This is a genomic window from Janthinobacterium lividum (assembly GCF_034424625.1).
Taxonomy (GTDB): Bacteria; Pseudomonadota; Gammaproteobacteria; order Burkholderiales; family Burkholderiaceae_D; genus Janthinobacterium; species Janthinobacterium lividum.
In genome coordinates this window covers 2740058-2754372 of the sequence record NZ_CP139976.1, presented here as the reverse complement: position 1 = coordinate 2754372, position 14315 = coordinate 2740058, and the positions used below count along the sequence as shown (strand labels likewise).

Here is a 14315-nt window from a genome sequence, read left to right as displayed (position 1 = left end):
TTTAAATAGAAATTCATTTCTATTTTTGGATTTCCCTCCTATAATTCTCGCCAGAACCAGCCGCAGCAATCCTACGGCCCAGCAAGCATACAGAGGAAAACACCATGGCAGCCACCGCCCCCATCGAACAGTTGATGCAGCACATTGCCGCCGAGTACGACAACCTGTCGCGCCAGCTGAAAGTCATTGCCCAATACATTGAAAAGCACCGGGCCAGCCTGATGCTCGAGCGCATCAGCGATATCGCTGCCGCCTGCGACGTGCAGCCATCCGCCATCGTGCGTTTCGCGCAGCGCTTCGGCTATACGGGCTTTTCCGAAATGCAGGATGTGTTCCGCCAGGCTTACACGGACCAGGCCGGCGCCACGCCCGACTATCAGCAGCGCATCCGCAAGCTCATTTCGACGCGCGACGCCGCCCTCAGCGCAGGCGACCTGACGCGCGAATTCGTCGGCGCCAGCCGCGCCGGCCTCGACGACCTGGCGGCCGGCCTCGACGACGCGCAGCTGGAAGCGGCCGTCAACCTGCTGCTGAAAGCGGAAAATATCTATGTGATCGGCGTGCGCCGGTCCTTTCCGATCGCCTCCTACATCGCCTACGCACTGGAACACACGGACAAGCGCGTGCACCTGATCAGCGGACTGGGCGGCATGCACCGCGAACAGATGCGCAGCGTGCGCGAACGCGATGTGGCGATCGCCATCAGTTTCTCGCCTTACGGCAAGGAAACCCAGCAGTGCATCAAGGCGGCGCAAGACAAGGGCGCCAAGGTCCTCGTGATTACCGACAGCAAACTGGCCCCGCTCGCGCGGGCCGCCGACGCGCTGCTCACCGTCACCGAGGGCAGCGCCTTCGCCTTCCGTTCGCTGACCAGCACCATCTGCCTGTGCCAGGCGCTGTTCATCGCGCTGGCATACAAATTAGAGCTCGACATCGAAGAAATCCACACCCCAGGAGAACATGATGATTGAAGTAGCGTTGTTCGGCGCCGGACGCATCGGCAAAATCCACGCGGCCAACCTGGCTGCCCAACCCGGCGTGCAGTTCAAGTACGTGGTCGACGTCAACCAGGAAGCGGCCGCCGCGCTGGCCGGACTGCATGGCGGCAGCAGCGCGACTGTCGAGGCTGCCTTGGCCGACCCCGCCATCAAGGCCGTCGTCATCGCTTCCAGCACGGACACGCACGCGGACCTGATCCTGCGCTCGGCCGCCGCCGGCAAGGCCATATTTTGCGAAAAACCCGTCGACCTGACCATCGACCGCGCGCGCGCCTGCGCCGCCGCCGTCAAGGAAGCCAAGGTCCTGTGCATGCTGGGTTTCCAGCGCCGCTACGACCCGACTTTCAATGCCGTCAAGACACGCATCGAAGCGGGCGAAATCGGCACGCCCGAATTGCTGGTCGTCACCAGCCGCGATCCTGGTCCTCCGCCCGTCAGCTACATCAAGGTGTCGGGCGGCATCTTCAAGGATATGCTGATCCACGATTTCGACATCTTCCGCTGGATACTCGACGATGAAGCCGTCAGCGTGCACGCCACGGGCAGCTGCCTGGTCGACCCCGCCATCGGCGAGGCGGGCGACCTGGACACGGCCGTCGTCACCATCCGCACGGCCAAGGGACGCTTGTGCCAGATCAATGCCTCGCGCCGCGCCGCCTACGGCTACGACCAGCGCTTCGAAGTGCTGGGCAGTGCCGGCATGCTGCAAGCGGGCAACCACAAGCCGACGGAAGTGACGGCCTATGGTTCGGTGAATGTCAGCGTGGACAAGCCGGAAGACTTCTTCCTGGAACGTTATCGCGTGGCCTACGCGCAGGAAATGGCGCATTTCTTTGACGCCCTCACCCACGGCACGCCGCTGCGCACCACCGTCCACGATGGCTTGAAGGCACTGGAACTGGCCGAGGCGGCCACCTTGTCGTGGCGCGAACAGCGCGTGGTCACTTTATAAACCGATAATAAAAATACCTGGAGACACCATGTCATCCCCAACATTAAAAGTCGGCATCGTCGGCCTGGGCCGGCTGGGCCAGCGCCACGCCATCAACCTGGCGCAGCGCGTGCCGAATGCCGAAGTCGTGGCCGCCTGCAGCCCCGTACCAGCAGAACTGGACTGGGCAGCCAGCACGCTCGGCATCACCACCGGTTATGCCGACTACGACGCCCTGCTGGCCCACCCGGGCCTGGACGCCGTCTTCCTCGTCACGCCCACCTCGCTGCATGCGGACCAGATCATCGCCGCCCTGCGCGCCGGCAAGCACGTGTTTTGCGAAAAGCCGCTGTCCCTGGACCTGGCCGATTGCCTGAAGGTGGAAGCGGAAGCGGCGCGCCACCCGCAGCTGACCGTCATGATCGGCTTCGTGCGCCGTTTCGATGCCAGCTACCATGACGCGCAGCAAAAGATCGCCCAAGGTGTCGTCGGCAAGCCGTATCTGGTGCGTTCGCAAACCTGCGACCAGAACGACCCCAGCGGCGCCTTCATGCGCTTCGCCCCCACCAGCGGCGGCATCTTCCTCGATTGCAGCGTGCACGATATCGACCTGGCGCGCTGGCTGCTGGGCAATCCCGTGCCCAAACGCGTGTATGCGAGCGGCACCAACGCCATCCACACGGGCTTGCAGGCGTTCGGCGACGTGGACAATGGCCTGGCGACGGTCGAATTTTCCGATGGCAGCATGGCCAGCTTCATGGCCTCGCGCACCATGGCGCACGGCCACGAAACCCTGACGGAAGTGTTTGGCACGGGCGGCCGCCTGGCCGTGGGCAGCAATCCGCGCCTGAATAGGGTGGAAATTTCGGATGCGCATGGCGTACGCAATGAATGCACGCCGGACTTCTATGCCCGCTTCGCCGACGCCTTTTTGATCGAGGCGCAGGAGTTCACGGATGCGGCACTGGGCCGGCGCACCTTGTCGCTGACCTTGCACGACGCGACGGAAGCAACGCGCATCGGCCTGGCCATGACGCAAGCGATGCGCGAGGCACGGCCCGTGGAGTTTTAAGCCAGAGGCAGGGACTCAGGCAGCCGGCGCGGGAAATGGACGCTCGGGCTGCCTGGGTTCCACGGCCAGGCGCAAGCCCATGGCATCGAGGATGGCCGTCAAGGTGCTCAAGGAGGGATTGCCATCGGGCGACAAGGTGCGGTACAGCTGGGTAGGATTGAGCTTGGCCGCCTGCGCCACGGCGGGCACGCCGCCAAAGGCGCGCGTCAGCTGCCGTAGCACGGCCAGCAGTTCGCCGCGGTCGCCATCGACGAGGATATCGTTGATCAATACAAGGGCAAAGGCGGGATCGTCGCGGTACAGTTCGGCCATCGCCTCGTCATGCGAGCGGTCTCTTGGTGGTTTGCTCATGACCTCTTTCACGTCCTCTTTCACCTTCCCTCTCCTTCCAGTCGTACCAGCAGGCACAGGCGTATTCGATATCTTTCGACTGCGTGCGCTTGTCTCCACGCGCTTGCGCCGCCACACAATAATAAAATGATCTGGCCGTCAGCGATGGCGTAATACACGCGGTAGCCGGGTCCCACATCGATGCGCAACTCCCACACGCCGTCGTGGCAAAATTTATGGTCGCCAAAATTGCCGGCAATCATACGCAGCACGCGGCACACGATGGCTACCCTGGCTGTATTGTCGCGCTGGCGCTTCAGCCATTCCGTATACAAATCCCTGCCCGATGATGTCAGGTAGTGCCGTATCTCGTACATCATATTCGTCCATAAACGAAGAAAGATCAAGGGGGAAATCACGTGTACATGTAAAAAAGTAGGCCGCCCATCTTGCTACCAAACCCACGCACACAGGCCGCGAATGCCGGGTTCACTGAGCTACATCAAGATGCGTTTTTCTAATTGTTATAGGGAAATGATGTCGCGTGTGTACATCGCATCTGCATGCAGATGCGCTATACAATAAGCACCTGTTCAACCGCCAGGAAGCATGCCACCATGACGCAGCACGACAGCCACTCTCCCCTCCTCACCGACGTGGCCGAACGCTATGTCAAGCTGGTCCTGGCCATGGGCCAGCACGATGTCTCGTATGTGGACGCGTATTACGGCCCGCCAGAATGGCAGGCCGTAGCGGCAGAACAGCAACAGGATTTGAGCGATATCAAGGATGGTGCAAACGCGGCGCTGGCCCTGCTGACCGACGCCGCCTGCTTGCGCGCCCTCAACCTGCGCAAGCAGTTGCAAGCCGTGCTGGCCAAGGCGGACATGCTGCAGGGATCGCGCCTGGATTTCGATACGGAAAGCGCGCGCCTGTACGACGCCGTCTCGCCCCACCACAGCCGCGCATACTATGCAGAACTGGTGGCGCAGATCGATGCCCTGCTGCCTGGCGACGGCACGGTCAGCGACCGGGTCAATGCCTTGCGCGCGCAACTTGTCATTCCCGCCGACAAACTACGCGCCGTCATGGATGCGGCCATCCGCGCGGGCCGCGAACGCACCTTGCAGTACATCGCCCTGCCCGAAGGCGAAGATTTCGTGCTGGAATTCGTCACCGACAAGCCGTGGAGCGGCTACAACTGGTACAAGGGCAACTACCAGAGCGTGATCCAGATCAATACCGACTTGCCCGTGTACATAGACCGCGCCGTCGACCTCGGCTGCCACGAAGCGTATCCGGGCCACCACGTCTACAACGTGCTGCTCGAGCGCGACCTGGTGCGTGGCAAGGGCTGGATGGAATACTGCATCTATCCGCTATATTCTCCGCAATCCCTGATTGCCGAAGGCACGGCCAATTACGGCATCGAACTGAGTTTCACGGATGCGGAGCGGCTGGCTTTCGAACAGCAGGTGCTGTACCCGCTGGCCGGCCTCGATCCGGCGCTGGCGCCCCGCTATGCGCAACTCAATGGGCTGCTGGCCAAACTGAGCTATGCCGACAACGATATCGCGCGCCAGTACCTCGAAGGCAGCCTGAACCGCGAAGAGGCACTGGAATGGCTGGTCAACGTGCGCCTGTACCCGGCCGAGAAATCCGCGCAGCGCCTGCAGTTCTACGACGCCATGGGCGCGTACGTCATCAATTACAACCTGGGCCAGGACATGGCGAAAGCCTATGTCGAGCGCCAGGGCGCGACGCGCGCGGAACACTGGGCCGCGTTCCGCGACCTGATGTCGTCGCCACGCGTGCCCAGCGCCTTGCGTGCCTGAGCCTTACTTCGGCGGCAAGCAGTACAGCGGCAAGGCCACGGCAAGGCACGCCAGCCCTGCCATCAGCATCGCCAGCTGAAAGCCGGCGGCCAGGGCGGCAACCTGCCCCGCCCGCTCCAGCAGGGTGGCGGCGCGCAAGCTCATCACGCTGCCCAGCACGGCCACGCCCATGGTCATCCCCGCCTGGCGCAAGGCATTCATGATGGCCGATGCCATGGCGGCCCGCTCGCCTTCCACGGCTGCCATCGCCAGCAAGCCCGTGGCTGGCACGGCCAATCCCATGGCCAGGCCCAGCAGGCCGAACAGGCTGCCGACGATGGCGTAGGGCGTCCGCGGCGCCAAGGTCGCCGTCGCCAGCAGCACCAGCCCCGCCAGCACATAGCCCGCCAGCATCAATCGCCGCAGGGACACGTGGCGGCTGAGGCGGCCGAAGCACAGGGAAACGATGCCCATGGCCGCAAACTGCGGCAACATGCGCCAGCCGCTGGCGCCCGCCGGCCAGCCCTGGATTTGCTGCAGGTACAGCGAGAAAAAGAACAGGCTGCTGTAGCAGGCAAAACCCAGCACCAGCGAGGCAAGGTTGATCACCGCAAAGGTCCGGTCGCGAAACAGCCGCAGCGGCAACAGGGGGCGCGGCGCGCGCGCTTCGACGGCCAGGAAGGCGATGAAGGCCAGCAGCGCCCCGCCCAGCGATGGCCAGGCAGCCATGCCGCCCGGTCCGTCCGCCTCGCCCAGTGCGATCAAGCCGTAGGTAAGCGCGCCGAGCCAGACGATGCTGAGTACCTGCCCCGTCCGGTCCAGCGCCGCCTGCTCACGGTAATGGCGCTCCGTGATGCCCCAGGCCCCCAGCAGCATGGCCAGCAAGCCCAGCGGCAGGTTGATCAGGAAGATGCTTTGCCAGCCCGTGGTCTCCAGCAGCATGCCGCCCAGCAGCGGCCCCAGAATCAGCGCCAGCGCGCTGAAAGCCGACCAGCCGCCGATCACGTGCGCCCGTTCGCGCGGGTCGGGAAACGCGTGGCTCAATATCGGCATCGCGCCGGGGATCAGCAAGGCCCCCGCGACGCCCTGCACGGCCCGGCCCGCCAGCAGCAGCGGCAGGCTGGCGGCCAGCGCACACAGCAGCGAGCCCACTGTAAATAACGCCACGCCCAGCAGCCAGATGCGCTTGTGCCCATGCCGATCGCCCAGCGGCCCGGCCGACAGCATGCAGGCCGACAGGCACAGCGCGTAGGCGTTGACCACCCACTGCAAGCCCGCCATATCCGTCGCCAGCGCCGTTTGCAAGGTGGGCAAGGCCACGTTGACGATGCTGATATCGAGCGAGGCAAGAAAGGTTCCAAGGTAGGCGGCGGCTACCAGAGCCGCCCGGCGATAACGTTGCATGAGTGGTTCCGATGTATGAGTTTGCCTTCATCATAACAATCGACTGACCGTCGGTCAATTAAAAACCAATCGTGTGCACAGGTGAGCTTTGGCAGCGCCAGCGCTTCACTTATACTAGACGCATGACTACTTTCCTCCGCGCCATGCACGACGCCGCCCCTGCCACGGACACGCCCGCACGCCCCCGCACCAAACCAGCCGAAGTGCGCCTCGATGAATTGATGACCGCCGCCGAGCGCCTGTTCCTCGACAAGGGTGTTGACGCGACCACCGTCAGCGACATCACCAGCCTGGCCGGCGTGGCGAAAGGCACGTTCTATCACTATTTTCCGTCCAAGCACGAGATGCTGGCGGCGCTGGCCGAACGCTATACGCAGCACTTCCTGGCCAGCCTGGAAGCGGCCATCGGCCTGTGCATGCCCAACGACTGGGAAGGCCGGCTGCGCGCATGGGTGCAGGCGAATGTCGCCACTTACCTGGGCACCTGGCAATTGCACGACATCGTCTACACGAGCCACCGGCGCAGCATCGGCATCGACCCTGCGGACAATCCCGACAAGAACGCCATCCTGGCCCAGCTCGGCGCCATCCTGGCGGGCGGCGCGGCGGCGGGCGCATGGCCCCTGCCGCAGCCGCGCCTGGCGGCCCTGATGATTTACTCGGCCGTGCACGGCGTGACGGACGACGCCATCGCCGCGCAGTTACAGGACAGCAGCGCCTTCGCCGCTGACGTGGCCGACGCCTGCCTGCGCATGCTGGGCACGCCGCACTGACGCGGCAGGCATGGCGGCACTTCAGTGTGCCGGCAGGCGGATGGTCGCTTCCAGGCCGCCGTCGCGGTGGTTGGCCAGGGTCAGCTCGCCGCCATGGGCCTGGATGATGCTGCGCGCGATACCGAGCCCCAATCCCATGCCATGCGCGTTTTGCTCGCGGCCATGTTCCAGGCGCACATAGGGCTGGAACAGGCTGGCGAACGCCTCTTCGGCCACGCCGGGGCCGTCATCGCGGATGCGGATCACCACGTTGACGCCTTCGCGGCACGCCGACAGGTGGGCCGTCTTGCCATAAAACAGGGCATTGTCGAGCAGATTACCGATGGCGCGCTTCAGGGCCAGGGGCTTGGCCTTCACGCTCAGGCCCGTCTCCGCGTAATGCACTTCATGGCCAGCCAGCTGGGTCCCGCGCACCATGCGCTGCAGCAAGGGGTCCAGCCGCACCTCGGTGGCGTTTTCATGGATATCGCTATCCTTCACGCATTGCAGCGCGCCCTTGACCATCATGTCCAGCTCATCGAGGTCATCGTGGAATTCGTTGCGCTGCACATCGTCGTCGAGCAGTTCCGTGCGCAATTTCAGGCGCGTGATGGGCGTGCGCAAGTCGTGCGAAATCGAGACGAACAGCCGTTCGCGGTCTTCCAGGTAGCGCTGGATGCGTTCGCGCATGCCGCTGAAGGCGCGCGCCGTCTGCACGAACTCGCGGCTGCCCGTCTGCGGCAGGGGCGGCGGCGTCTCGCCACGGCCAAACGCTTCGGCCGCGTCCGACAAGGCGGCCAGCGGCCGTGTTGTCCAGCGTACGACGAGGATCGACAGCAGCAGCACGGCCGCCAGCGACAACGCTTGCAGCAATACCCGGTCCAATGTCCACGGATTACTGCTTTGCAAGAAATACGGGTTGGGCATCAGTGCCGCCAGGTACAGCCAGTTGCCAGGCTCCAGCTCGGCCTGGATCACGAGGACGGGCGCGGGATTCGGTTTCAGCAGCAAGATGTGCTGCACCCAGTTTTCCGGCAAGTCGCCGATGTGCGCGCCGCTGTCGGCCACCACCAGGTCGCCCGGCCAGGCGAAACCCACACGGTAGCCGGCCAGCTGCGGCAAGTCGTTCTTCAGCGCCGCGCCCACTGTGGCCACCACCGTATCGGCCAGCGCGTGCGGGGCGATTTCGCGGATGGCCAGCGGCCCCTGGTTGACGTTGACAAAGAAGCGCGTGCCGCCCATCTCGCGAAATTGCTGGATCAGGATGGGGCGGTAGTTGGCCGGCAGGCTGAGGAAGAAACGGATGGTGCTGGCGGCGCTGCGGGCCAGGTGCTGCGAAGCCATGCGCGCCTCCACCGCCGAGTCGCGGCGCAGCTGCGTGGCCCAGATCAGGTTGCCCACCAGTTGCGTGGCCAGCACGCCGGCGACCATCACCACGGACAAGCGCCCCAGCAGCGACGGCGGCAACAGGCGCTCGAGCAGCCGGCGCGCGCCCCGCTCAGGCATGCGCGCTGCTCACGTCGGCCGAAAAGACATAGCCGGCGCCGCGCACCGTCTTGATCAGCATGGGCTGCTTGCCATCGTCCTTCAGGCGCAAGCGCAGCCGGCTGACCTGCACGTCGAGCGAGCGGTCGAGCGGCCCCGCGTCGCGCCCCCGCGTCTGCTCGCACAGCACGCTGCGGTCGAGGATATCGCCAGGATGCTCGACAAAGTAGCGCAGCAGCTGGAAATCGAGGCCCGTCAGCTGCAGCGCTTCGCCATCGGCATCCGTCACCGTGCGCTCCAGCGTGTCGAGGGTGAAACCGACGAAGCGGTAATAGCGGGGCGGCGCGGCCGCGTCGATGCCCGTGCGGCGGTGGATGGCCTTGATGCGCGCCAGCAATTCGCGTGGGCTGTAGGGCTTGGCGATGTAGTCGTCGGCGCCCAGTTCCAGCCCCACCACCCGGTCCGTCTCGTCGGAGCTGGCCGTCAGCATGATGATGGGCACGTTCGAGCGGGCGCGCACCACCTTGCACAGGGCAAAGCCATCCGTGTCGGGCAGCATCACGTCGAGGATCACCAGCGACAGGCTGTCGACGTGGCGGTGGAATTCGGCCAGGAAGGTGGCGCCATCGTGCGCCAGGCCCACCTCGTACTGGTTCTTTTCCAGGTAGGCCTTCAACAGCATGCGGGTCTTTTGATCGTCGTCAACGACCAGGATTTTGCGTGACATGGTCTCGTCCTTTTTTATTCAGCGCCTGCAACATGCTGCCGATACGGCGCTGGGCGTCGGCCGCGCTGATCGTCTCGTCCAGGAAATAGCGGTGCACTTCGGCGATGATGGCGTCCTTGCTGGTTTCATCGGTGGCCATGCGGTGCACGAGGCTGGGCGCCTGGAACGCGGCGCCGCGCGCGAATGCCTGCGCCGAGGCGCGTGCACAGCTGTCCAGACGCGACAGGTCGGCCTGGCGCAAGGCGGGAATCGAGCCCTTCACCTGGCTGTATTCGAGCTGCACGGGCAGCGAAGCGACCACCTGCGCCAGCTTTTCCTGCGCGCCCTGGTGCGTGTAGTCGGACGCGAACATGGCCAGCGTATCGATGCTGTACAGGTGGTAGTCGCCCGTGTCCGGTGCGGCGGCGCAGCCGAACACTTCGTCCGTGGCGCGGCCCCAGGCGTTCAGCTCTCCCTTCGCCCAGTCGCCCATGATGTACATGGCCGCCTCGCCATCGCCCACCTGGCGCGCCATTTCGGGCCAGCCCTGTTCGCGCAGCGGCGTGCCCATCCACTGCTTCAGCGACCTCAGCCGCTGCAAGGCGTGGCGCAGGCGCGGGTCGGCATACGCTTCGGCTTTCTTGTCGACAAACAGGGCGCGGTAATACGCGGGCCCCGATTCGGCCAGCACCAGCGTTTCAAACAAGGTCGCCACCTGCCATGCTTCGCTGCTTTGCGCCAGCGGCGTGATGCCGGCCTGGCGCAGCTTGCCGGCCACGCGCTCGAAGTCGCTCCAGCTGCGCGGCACGGCCAGGCCCAGGCGCTGGAAGATCTTGCGGTTGTAAAACAGGGTATTGATGCGGTGGATGCCGGCCGGCACGCCCATCGTATGGCCCCGGTTTTGCAGCAATCCCCACACGGTGGGATACATGGTCGCGCGCCAGTTGTTGCTGGCGGCGACGCTGTCGAGCTGCAGCAGCAAGCCCAGGTCGCTCCATTCGCCCAGGGTATAGCCGATCAGCTGCATGACTTCCGGCGAATTGCCGGCCAGCACGCGGCTCTTCAAGACCTTGCCCGCGCCGACCCCGGCGCCGCCCGCAATCCCCGCGTCGCGCCATTCGACGCCTTCCTGCGCCAGGCGTGCCACCAGCACGTCGGCGGCGCGGCGTTCGCCGGTTGACGTCCACCAGTGCAGCACTTGCAGCGGCTCGGCCCGCAAGGGCACGCTGCAGAACATGGCAGCCAGCAACGCCAGCGCCGCCACGCCGCGACGGCGGGCGGCCCCGGCATGGCGGTCGGCGGTGCTGCGCGGTGGCGTCTTCAATCCTGTCCCCTTTTTCTTGTCGCGACAAACTATAGCCCAACTACAAAACAGCATGTTGGTAATTTAGCACCTTGATTTGTAAAGAAATGTGAGCTTTTGTTGCCCTATCTTGCGCGGAGGATAAACCGGGCCAGCCACCCGACGCCCCGCGCGGCGCGCCACGGCAGCGGATGACGGTAAGGAAAGGTAAGCAAGCGCACCTGCGCATTTGAAAATTATCCTTTTGAATCAACAGGATAAGCAAAATACATCGGCCCGATGCCAGGCGCTGGCGTCACATTTTCTCCGATGCTACTGTCCGCCAACTGCAGCGTAACCGGCAGTAAAACAAGACCAACACCAACAAGGAGACGACATGCAACTGCATGCAAAAGGCGGCGTGGCCGCGCGCAACACATTACTGGCCCTGCTGCTGGCCAGCGGCACGGCACAGGCTGGCACGCTCACCATCGAAAGCTGGCGCGTGGATGACAAGACCCTGTGGGAAACGGTACTCATTCCCGCCTTCCAGAAAAAGCACCCTGGCATCGAGATCAAATTCTCGCCCACGGCCCCCACCGAATACGATTCCACCCTGAACGCGCGCCTGAGCGGCGGCACGGCAGGCGACTTGCTGGCCTGCCGCCCGTTCGACGTCTCGCTGGCCCTGTACAAGCGGGGCCAGCTGGAAAAGCTCGACGGCAAGGCCGGCATGGATAACTTCCCCGCCTCGGCCAAGGTGGCGTGGCAGACGGACGATGGCAAGGACACCTTCTGCATGCCGATCGCCTCCGTCATGCATGGTTTCCTGTACAACAAAAAAATCTTCCGCGAACTGAAACTGCAGCCACCCGCCACGGAAGAGGAATTCTTCAAGGTACTGGAAACGGTCAAGAAAAGCGGCAAATATGCGCCCTTGGCGCTGGGCACGGCCGACCAGTGGGAAGCGAACCAGGTGGTCTTCACCAGCATCGGCGCCAATTACTGGAAGGGTGAAGAAGGCCGCAAGGCGCTGATCGCCGGCAAGGCCAAATTTACCGACCCGCAATTCGTCGCCGCCTGGGAATACGAGGCCCGCCTGGGCAGCTACCTGTCCAAGGGGGCCAGCGCGCAAACCTATGGCGACAGCCAAAACCAGTTTGCGCTGGGCAAGGCCGCCATCTACCCGTCCGGCTCCTGGGACATCGCCTACTTCAAGCAAGACCCGGAACTGGAACTGGGCGCCTTCAACCCGCCCGTGCGCAAGGCCGGCGACAAGTGCTATATCTCGGACCACACGGACATCGGCATGAGCGTCAACAAAAAGTCGAAGAACAAGGAAGACGCCTACAAATTCCTCGCCTGGCTCGGTTCGCAGGAATTCGCCGACATCTACACCAACAAGGTGACGGGCTTCTTCTCGCTGTCAAACCATTTGATCTCCATCAAAGATCCGCTGGCCAAGCAGATGAACGGCTGGCGCGCCAGCTGCGCCTCGACCATCCGCCTGAACGCGCAAATCCTCAACCGTGGCGAACCGAGCATGGAAAACGAGCTGTGGAACGTCAACGCCCAGGTCTTGAACGGCAAGCTGGCGCCGAAGGACGCGGCGCGCCAGATCCAGTCCGGCTTTGCCAAGTGGTACAAGCCGCAGCAGCAATAAATCCCTCCCTCCTCCCCGCGCAACCGGCCTGAGCAAAGCGATGCGGCAGCCGGTGGCACGGTTTTGCCGGCGGCCCCGCCGCCGGTGCTTTTCTTCGTCTGGAGTTTCGCCGTGAAAAAAGCTTTCCCATGGCACGTGCTCGTGTTCCTGGCCCCGGCGCTGGTCATTTACTCGCTGTTCAGCGCCCTGCCCCTGGCCGATACCCTGCGTCTCGGCCTGTACACGACCGACGAGAGCGGCCAGCACCATTTTGCCGGCCTGGCCAACTACGCCACCATCCTGTTCGACCCGCAATGGTCGCAAAGTTTCTGGAATGCGATGTGGAACAACTGCAAGTTCTTCCTCATTCACATGCTGCTGCAAAATCCCATCGGCCTGCTGCTGGCCACCCTCTTCAGCCTCAAGGGGTTGAAGGGCGAGCGCAGCTACCGCACCCTGATCTTCCTGCCGACCCTGCTATCCGTCGTCATCATCGGCTTCATCTGGCAGCTGATCCTGTCGCCGCTGTGGGGCGTGGGCCAGTCGCTGATGGATGGCGTCGGCATCGGCAGTTACTTCGCGCCGTGGCTGGGCCAGGAATCGACGGCCCTGCTGACCATCGCCCTCATTTCGGTTTGGCAATATATCGGCATTCCCATGATGCTGATCTATGCGGCCCTGCTGGCCGTGCCCGAGGAAATCATCGAGGCGGCCCACGCGGAAGGGGCCAGCGCCATGCGCATCTTCTGGCAAATCAAGTTGCCGTTGATCTGGCCCACCCTGGGACTGGTGACCATCCTCACCTTTGTCGCCAATTTCAACGCCTTCGACCTCGTGTATTCCGTGAAAGGCGCGCTGGCGGGACCGAACTACGCCACCGACATCCTCGGCACCTTCTTTTACCGCACCTTCTTCGGCTATCAGGCCCAGCTGGGCAGCCCCACCATGGGCGCCGCCGTGGCCACCATGATGTTCCTCGTGATCCTCGTGGGCGTGGGCGTGTATTTCTTTTTCGTGCAGCGCAAGCTGACACGCTACGAACTGTAAGGGCCGCCATGCGCAACGTTTCCACCCGCCCCCTGGGCCGCGCCGCCGTGCATGCGATCCTGGCCGGCTACACCATCATCGCCCTGTTCCCCATCGTCTTGATCCTGATCAACTCGGTCAAGACGCGGGCCGCCATCTTCGACAATCCGCTGGCCCTGCCCACGCCGTCCACCTTTTCGCTCGTGGGCTTTCACAAGGTGCTGGCCAATTCCGACTTCCTGCTGTACTTCGGCAACAGCCTGTTCGTCACTCTGCTGTCGCTGCTGCTGATCGTGCTGTTCGGCGCCATGGCGGCCTGGGCCTTGTCGGAATACACGTTTACGGGCAACCGCCTGCTGACCCTGTACCTGGCGCTGGGCATCATGATCCCCATCCGCCTCGGCACGGTGTCCATCCTGGAACTGGTGGTGCGGCTCGACCTGATCAACACCCTGAGCGCGCTGGTGCTCGTGTACACGGCGCAGGGCTTGCCGCTGGCCGTGATGATTCTGTCCGAATTCGTGCGCCAGGTGCCGCGCGAACTGAAGGATGCGGCGCGCTGCGACGGGGTGGGCGAATTCGCCATCTTCTTCCAGGTGATCCTGCCCCTGATCCGCCCCGCCATCGCCACGGTGGCCGTGTTCACCATGATTCCCGCCTGGAACGACCTGTGGTTCCCGCTGATCCTGGCGCCATCGGACCGCACCAAGACCGTCACCCTGGGCGTGCAGCAATTCATCGGCCAATACGTGACGGACTGGAACTCCGTGCTGGCGGCGCTGTCGCTGGCCGTCATTCCCGTGCTCGTCATGTACGTCATTTTCTCTCGTCAACTGATCCGCGGCCTGACGTCCGGCGCGGTCAAATAATAGG

14 protein-coding genes are annotated in these 14315 nt (G+C 63.9%); 8 read left to right on the top strand and 6 right to left on the bottom strand.

Features of this window, described 5'->3' with window-relative positions; genetic code table 11:
• Positions 1-104: 104 nt before the first annotated feature.
• From U0004_RS12555 to U0004_RS12545, 3 genes are read left to right on the top strand one after another with little or no spacing between them, the layout of a single operon-like run.
• Positions 105-971, top strand: coding sequence for a MurR/RpiR family transcriptional regulator (locus tag U0004_RS12555; RefSeq protein ID WP_034757651.1), 867 nt, complete (start codon positions 105-107; stop codon positions 969-971).
• On the top strand, positions 964-1950 hold the full coding sequence (gene iolG / locus U0004_RS12550) for an inositol 2-dehydrogenase (protein WP_081345411.1): 987 nt from the start codon (positions 964-966) through the stop codon (positions 1948-1950). The genes U0004_RS12555 and iolG overlap by 8 nt, the downstream gene beginning before the upstream one ends.
• 28 nt (positions 1951-1978) lie before the next feature.
• Positions 1979-3001, top strand: a complete 1023-nt coding sequence (locus U0004_RS12545; RefSeq protein WP_070253657.1) for a Gfo/Idh/MocA family oxidoreductase — start codon at positions 1979-1981, stop codon at positions 2999-3001.
• A 15-nt stretch (positions 3002-3016) separates the two neighbouring features.
• On the opposite strand, the gene U0004_RS12540 is transcribed toward U0004_RS12545, so the two are convergent.
• Positions 3017-3352 carry a helix-turn-helix domain-containing transcriptional regulator gene (locus U0004_RS12540; RefSeq protein ID WP_071653604.1) on the bottom strand — a complete coding sequence of 112 codons (336 nt, stop codon included), beginning with the start codon at positions 3350-3352 and terminating at the stop codon, positions 3017-3019.
• A 20-nt stretch (positions 3353-3372) separates the two neighbouring features.
• Positions 3373-3750 (bottom strand): type II toxin-antitoxin system RelE/ParE family toxin, encoded by a 378-nt coding sequence (locus U0004_RS12535; RefSeq protein ID WP_412101869.1) that lies wholly within the window; start codon positions 3748-3750, stop codon positions 3373-3375.
• 198 nt (positions 3751-3948) lie between these two features.
• Between U0004_RS12535 and U0004_RS12530 the strand changes: the two genes are divergently transcribed.
• Positions 3949-5166: a hypothetical protein gene (locus U0004_RS12530; protein WP_070253659.1), complete on the top strand. Its 1218-nt coding sequence runs from the start codon at positions 3949-3951 to the stop codon at positions 5164-5166.
• Between the two features lie 3 nt (positions 5167-5169).
• On the opposite strand, the gene U0004_RS12525 is transcribed toward U0004_RS12530, so the two are convergent.
• Positions 5170-6549 carry an MFS transporter gene (locus tag U0004_RS12525; protein WP_070253660.1) on the bottom strand — a complete coding sequence of 460 codons (1380 nt, stop codon included), beginning with the start codon at positions 6547-6549 and terminating at the stop codon, positions 5170-5172.
• 122 nt (positions 6550-6671) lie between these two features.
• Between U0004_RS12525 and U0004_RS12520 the strand changes: the two genes are divergently transcribed.
• On the top strand, positions 6672-7322 hold the full coding sequence (locus U0004_RS12520; RefSeq protein WP_231958185.1) for a TetR/AcrR family transcriptional regulator: 651 nt from the start codon (positions 6672-6674) through the stop codon (positions 7320-7322).
• A 21-nt stretch (positions 7323-7343) separates the two neighbouring features.
• On the opposite strand, the gene U0004_RS12515 is transcribed toward U0004_RS12520, so the two are convergent.
• The 3 genes from U0004_RS12515 to U0004_RS12505 are packed head-to-tail and all read right to left on the bottom strand — an operon-like array spanning position 7344 to position 10816.
• Positions 7344-8807 (bottom strand): ATP-binding protein, encoded by a 1464-nt coding sequence (locus U0004_RS12515; protein ID WP_034777919.1) that lies wholly within the window; start codon positions 8805-8807, stop codon positions 7344-7346.
• Positions 8800-9513 (bottom strand): response regulator, encoded by a 714-nt coding sequence (locus U0004_RS12510; RefSeq protein ID WP_034777921.1) that lies wholly within the window; start codon positions 9511-9513, stop codon positions 8800-8802. The genes U0004_RS12515 and U0004_RS12510 overlap by 8 nt, the downstream gene beginning before the upstream one ends.
• Complete coding sequence (locus U0004_RS12505; protein ID WP_230522030.1) at positions 9488-10816, bottom strand: ABC transporter substrate-binding protein; 1329 nt, start codon at positions 10814-10816, stop codon at positions 9488-9490. The genes U0004_RS12510 and U0004_RS12505 overlap by 26 nt, the downstream gene beginning before the upstream one ends.
• Before the next feature lie 355 nt (positions 10817-11171).
• On the opposite strand from U0004_RS12505, the gene U0004_RS12500 reads away from it, so the two are divergent.
• From U0004_RS12500 to U0004_RS12490, 3 genes are all read left to right on the top strand, one after another.
• Entirely contained in the window at positions 11172-12437 is a 1266-nt protein-coding gene (locus U0004_RS12500) for an ABC transporter substrate-binding protein (protein WP_034777923.1), read from the top strand.
• Positions 12438-12548: 111 nt separating this feature from the next.
• Positions 12549-13463: a carbohydrate ABC transporter permease gene (locus U0004_RS12495; RefSeq protein ID WP_034758088.1), complete on the top strand. Its 915-nt coding sequence runs from the start codon at positions 12549-12551 to the stop codon at positions 13461-13463.
• Between the two features lie 8 nt (positions 13464-13471).
• Complete coding sequence (locus U0004_RS12490) at positions 13472-14311, top strand: carbohydrate ABC transporter permease (RefSeq protein ID WP_034777925.1); 840 nt, start codon at positions 13472-13474, stop codon at positions 14309-14311.
• The last annotated feature ends 4 nt before the right edge of the window (positions 14312-14315 follow it).

Coding starts and splice junctions, on each gene's coding strand:
- U0004_RS12555 (WP_034757651.1), top strand. CDS start 105: ATGGCAGCCACCGCCCCCATCGAACAGTTGATGCAGCACATTGCCGCC.
- iolG (WP_081345411.1), top strand. CDS start 964: ATGATTGAAGTAGCGTTGTTCGGCGCCGGACGCATCGGCAAAATCCAC.
- U0004_RS12545 (WP_070253657.1), top strand. CDS start 1,979: ATGTCATCCCCAACATTAAAAGTCGGCATCGTCGGCCTGGGCCGGCTG.
- U0004_RS12540 (WP_071653604.1), bottom strand. CDS start 3,352: ATGAGCAAACCACCAAGAGACCGCTCGCATGACGAGGCGATGGCCGAA.
- U0004_RS12530 (WP_070253659.1), top strand. CDS start 3,949: ATGACGCAGCACGACAGCCACTCTCCCCTCCTCACCGACGTGGCCGAA.
- U0004_RS12525 (WP_070253660.1), bottom strand. CDS start 6,549: ATGCAACGTTATCGCCGGGCGGCTCTGGTAGCCGCCGCCTACCTTGGA.
- U0004_RS12520 (WP_231958185.1), top strand. CDS start 6,672: ATGACTACTTTCCTCCGCGCCATGCACGACGCCGCCCCTGCCACGGAC.
- U0004_RS12515 (WP_034777919.1), bottom strand. CDS start 8,807: ATGCCTGAGCGGGGCGCGCGCCGGCTGCTCGAGCGCCTGTTGCCGCCG.
- U0004_RS12510 (WP_034777921.1), bottom strand. CDS start 9,513: ATGTCACGCAAAATCCTGGTCGTTGACGACGATCAAAAGACCCGCATG.
- U0004_RS12500 (WP_034777923.1), top strand. CDS start 11,172: ATGCAACTGCATGCAAAAGGCGGCGTGGCCGCGCGCAACACATTACTG.
- U0004_RS12490 (WP_034777925.1), top strand. CDS start 13,472: ATGCGCAACGTTTCCACCCGCCCCCTGGGCCGCGCCGCCGTGCATGCG.